We start from the raw sequence: 4,955 nt of genomic DNA on the forward strand, positions 1-4,955 counted from the left end.
TACCTCCACCTTAATTCCTTCTTTCAAAACTATACCTATCAATCGTTTCCCCTTTTTTTAAGTTTCTTCTCTTTTTGTTAAGAAAGATCTGACTAATGGATAGCTTGATAAGGGGGGTGCCGATAGGCGGGGGGATCCCCCTTAATAAGGGGAGCATCTGATAATTTTTAACGCCTACCTACTTACCTGTGATGATAACATGGGATTTACTTGTCCCGGCCATCGCCAAGATTTGCCCTTGCATATATTCAGGTTTAATGGGACTAATTTTCTCTATTTCTAGATAGTCTTTGGGAGTAAAATAAGCGTGACTTTTACTGGCTGTCATGGTGTTTATCTTTCTTATTGTTAGTGTTCTAACGGACAATTAAGCCAAATAATTGAGTCTAAATCAGTCTTACTGCCTTCAGTAATTAGCTTTCGTATCAGTTCAATATAATTAAAATTACTCTCGAATAAAACAAAACGTCTATGTAAAGAAGCGGCCGCTAGTCCCACGGTTCCCGAACCAGCAAAGGGATCTAAAACCACATCACCTTTAAAAGAGTAATAGGTAATCACTTTTTCTGCCAATTCTACGGGAAAAGCGGCGGGATGTTTTGAGTTAGTGACTGGGTTAATCTTCCAAACATTAGTGCGTTCATAACCATCGGCAATTTTTGAGGCTTTTACTACTTCTTGATCGGGATGATTGCGAATATGCCAATCGATTAGTAAATCTGTGTGTTTACGATAGACTAAAACGTATTCAGTCACTGGCACAGTTTTGTATTGGAGAGGATTGCGATCGGCGGCAAATCTGCGCCCTCTACCAGTTGCCCACCCTGCTCCCTCTGGTTTTAGCCAAATAATATCATCAATAAAGTCGTAACCTTCTTCAATAAAAATTCGATGCAAATCAAAGGGGACAGCAATACGTTTAGAAGCTTGATTACGCGAAGCACGACGCAACAGCACGGGAGAAATATTAATGACAAAAAAACGTCCTTCACTCAAAACTCGATGACATTTTCTTATCACCTGTCGCAGCTTCAATAGATAGCTTTCGTATTCTTCAAATTCCGAATATTCCGGGCGAGCATTAAAATAGGGTGGTGAGGTAAAGATTAAATCAACACTTTCTGCGGGCATTTCCTCTAAAAGTTCGCTACAATCACCAAATCCGATGGTATTTATCAGAGAGGAAAGCTTATATTCTTTTTTGGGTTTCTTGCGGTTTTCTAATTTAGATTCATCCTGTTTTAACAGACGAGCGATAATAATTTCAGTCCGGGTTGTCCTATCGGCTAAAATTTCGGTGGTGTAGGCATCGATCACCACTTCCCCAACGGTTTTTTTCTGTTCATTACATAAAGGAACTCGCCAAATATGATATCTGTCATCCACTTCTGGTAAACCTAATTTAATCGCATTAACTAAATTTATTTCCCGCAACCAATTAAGGACAATTTCTTTAGCTTCTGCCACCGTGCGAAGCAGATAACCGCGCTTGTCCGATACCAGTTCTTTTTCCATGACATTACTCTAGTTCTCTCTAGAATTCTAGCTGATTATTATCCAAAAAACTAGGAGAGTCTCAAGATAGAAATTGGCCACCTTTTAAAAATTCCACATTTCTAACACTTTTCCTGTAATTGTTTGATTTAACCAGAAAGTATTATGACTGAGGGAGTGAAGATTATTTGCTGTTACTTTCCAGCTTGCTTGGGGATGAAAAAGAATTGCTTCTGCGGGATTACCGGGGTTGAGAGATGCCGGTTTTTGTTGTAAACAATGACAGGGATTGAGACTCAGCGCTTGCCATAATTGTAAAGCTGATAATTGCCCGGTTATTACTAATTTTTCCCAGAGTAGCGGTAAAGCCAATTCTAACCCGATCGCGCCGGGGGGTGCTTCTGCAAAAGAGACGGTTTTTTCTTCGTAGGTATAGGGACGATGATCGATCGCGATTGCGTCGATAATTCCCTCCTTAATTGCCGCAATTAACGCCTTGCGATCGCTTTCGTTGCCCAAGGGTGGAGCGAGGTGTAAACTGGGATGATAGCTGGCGATCGATCCTGTATTTAAGAGCAGATGCAACCACGTCACACTAGCGGTTATCGGCAATCCCCGCATTTTTGCCTCGCGAATTAATTCCACTCCTCGACGGGTAGAAATTCGCATTATGTGAACAGGTGTATTAATTTCGCCGACGATTTCTAAAATTGTGGCTAAAGCAGTGGTTTCGGAAATAGCAGGATCTCCGGGTAAACCGAAGCGAATCGAGGTTTCTCCCTCACGCATGACTCCATTACCCTTTAATTGCTGATTTACGGGGGAAAGGGCGATATTTTTACCGAAGGGTTTTAGGTATTCCAATAAGCGCCGCAACAGTCCCAAATCTTCCAGACTGCGATTATCGGTAAAACCCACCGCTACAGGCATTAAATCGGCTAATTCGGTCATTTTTTGCCCTTGCCTTCCTAGGGTGAGACTTGCCCAAAAATGCAGACGAGTCGATTTTGAGTCAAAAAACCCTTGACTTTTTTGCTGTAATGTGCTAATGAGTGCGGGGTGATCGAGGGGAGGGAGAGTATTGGGGAGAATTGCCACCCGGGTGCAGCCTCCGGCCGTGGCCGCTTTGAGCAAAGATGCGAGGGTTTCTCGGTCCTCGTGGCCGGGTTCCCCGGAATGACTGTAGAGATCGACTAATCCGGGAGCAAAAATACAGTTTTGACCGGAAATATAGTTACTATTTTCTCTTGGGGGAAGCTGAGATTCAATCGCTTTAATTACCCCCTCCTCAATCCAGACATCGGCAATGCGATCGGTTTGTGTCAAGGGGTCAAGGACTCTAACCTGTTCTATAATTGTCGAGGATTGGCTATTCACGCAGACTAATTAAAACGTCATTTTTTCCTCTGGCAGTATATCACGTTAAGTAAAAAGTAAAAAGCAAAAAAGCTGAGTTGTCGGTTAGGTTGGGGGACGATAAGTTAGAATATTGATCGACTACGGTTTTAATCTTTATTTTAATTGGCCGATCCACCCTAAGCAGAATTGATAGCCGAATCATGCAGTTAGAACTTTTCGCTTTTAACAATTTAGAAGAATTTGATCGGGGAACCCCGCGATTAGTTTCGTTTCGAGATTTAGTACCAGAAATCACCAGCACCAGTTATCTAACCCATAGCATCTATTATTATCCTGCCAAATTTATTCCCCAAGTGGTGAGATTTTGCCTTGATAATTACAGTAAAAAGGATGATTGGATTATCGATCCTTTTGCCGGTTCAGGTACGGTGGGTTTAGAGGCTAAACTTTGTCAAAGAAATGCGGTTTTAACTGACCTTAATTATCTTTTAAACCATATTATACCGATTAAGATTACAGAACACCAAGAACCATTGAGTTACTCGGAGTTAGATAAAAAAATCTTAGAAGTTTTTGCCAGCAAGGATAAATTTATCCCTCAGTGGTCAAATTTAAACTATTGGTATCCAGAGGAGATTTTAGCAGTTTTACAGAAACTTTGGGCAGGTCAAAAAAATCTAGAAACTGATTTGTATTCCCAGATCATTCAAGCGGTTTTAGTGAAAGTTAGTAAACAGTTTTCCTATGCAGAACATACCAAACCTAAATTATTTCAATCGAAATACAAAAAATCAGATATACAAGAACTATTACAAAGAGATTGGCAAGAGGAATTAAAACGAACGATAAAAGAGATGAGTTTTGAAACTTTAACCAGCGTCAATCAATATATTACCGTAACTTGGCATAATTGTAATCAAGTGCTTTTTTATGGGGGAGTAGATAGTGCCACTTTTGAGATCGATCAAAATCTAGAGTTAGATTGTTTAATTAGTTCCCCCCCCTATCTGCAAGCACAGGAATATATCAGAACAGCAAAACTAGATTTATATTGGTTAGGATATACAGAAAAAGAAGTACAAAAAATCTCTAAGCTAGAAATTCCCTACCGACAGGCTACCAGATTAATCGAAACTGAAACCTTAAATCGAGTGAGATCAAGTTTAGAAAAAGAGAATTTACATAAAATACTCGATTCCTATTTTTGTCACACTATCAACGCTTTAGAAAATGCCACCAGAAAATTAAAACAAGCTGGGAAAGCTTGCATTTTTGTCGGTAATCCAAAAGTGGATGGAGTGGAAGTAGAAACTTGGCGAATATTAAAGGAATATTTTCAGGAAAATGGCTTTATTTTTAATACCGTCTTTGAGGATAGAATTAAAACCAGACAATTATTCAAATCTCGCAAGAATAAAAATCCTGATGGCATGAAATCCGAATATTTACTAATCTTAGAGAAAAGGTAGGTCTAGTTTAGTCAAATCGAATAGAAAAAATATCAACAACTTCCCAAAAATAGCACTGATTCGCAAGGTTAAAACATCGATAAATCTACAGTGAAATAGCTAAAGGCTGAGGACTGATTGCTAACTGCTGTAACAAATTTAGTTTATAATTAATTATCAACCTATCTCTGTTGGAAAACCATGACTATCGCTCAAAGCTTACCCCTAGTCGAGTCCCATGTAAACCCTGAGATAATCTTCCCAGAAGGCGAATTTTGGAGTGATGAACCCCCTTTGGAAAGTAACCTACATCTACAACAAATTATTTTATTAATTCAGTGTTTAGAATGGTGGTGGCGCGAGCGAGAAGATTATTTTGCCGCCGGCAATTTAACCATTTATTACAGTCCTAACCAGAAAAAGTCAGAATTCTGCCGTGGTCCCGATTTTTTCGTGGTTTTGGGGACAAATCCCAATCCTAACCGCAGAAGTTGGGTAGTTTGGCGAGAAGAGGGCAAATATCCCAATTTAATTGTGGAAATTCTCTCCGATAGTACCGCCAAAGTTGACCGAGAGGAGAAAAAACAAATTTATCAAGATATATTTCGCACTCCCGATTATTTTTGGTTTGACCCAGAAAGCCTAGAATTTGAA

Annotated in this window: 5 protein-coding genes; 2 read left to right on the plus strand and 3 right to left on the minus strand. The window is 39.7% G+C overall.

The features are described 5' to 3' along the window. Nucleotides 1-178 precede the first annotated feature (178 nt). The 3 genes from IM496_RS01540 to IM496_RS01550 all read right to left on the minus strand — a co-directional run bounded on the left by IM496_RS01540 (nucleotide 179) and on the right by IM496_RS01550 (nucleotide 2,871). Complete coding sequence (locus IM496_RS01540; RefSeq protein WP_194014444.1) at nucleotides 179-328, minus strand: PDDEXK family nuclease; 150 nt, start codon at nucleotides 326-328, stop codon at nucleotides 179-181. Between the two features lie 20 nt (nucleotides 329-348). Beyond that, a complete protein-coding gene (locus tag IM496_RS01545) occupies nucleotides 349-1,515 on the minus strand; it encodes a DNA-methyltransferase (protein ID WP_194014442.1) in 1,167 nt (388 codons plus the stop codon). A gap of 84 nt (nucleotides 1,516-1,599) precedes the next feature. Further along, complete coding sequence (locus tag IM496_RS01550; RefSeq protein ID WP_287661026.1) at nucleotides 1,600-2,871, minus strand: dihydroorotase; 1,272 nt, start codon at nucleotides 2,869-2,871, stop codon at nucleotides 1,600-1,602. A gap of 182 nt (nucleotides 2,872-3,053) precedes the next feature. Here IM496_RS01550 and IM496_RS01555 point away from each other — a divergent pair, with 182 nt between their 5' ends. After that, the gene (locus tag IM496_RS01555; protein ID WP_287661027.1) at nucleotides 3,054-4,322 is read left to right on the plus strand and encodes a DNA methyltransferase; all 1,269 of its coding nucleotides are present in this window, start codon (nucleotides 3,054-3,056) and stop codon (nucleotides 4,320-4,322) included. A 180-nt stretch (nucleotides 4,323-4,502) separates the two neighbouring features. Further along, a partial coding sequence (locus IM496_RS01560) for a Uma2 family endonuclease (RefSeq protein WP_287661028.1) occupies nucleotides 4,503-4,955 on the plus strand: 453 nt, incomplete at its 3' end.

The organism is Microcystis sp. M049S2 (assembly GCF_020245625.1).
GTDB classification, from domain to species: domain Bacteria; phylum Cyanobacteriota; class Cyanobacteriia; order Cyanobacteriales; family Microcystaceae; genus Microcystis; species Microcystis ichthyoblabe_A.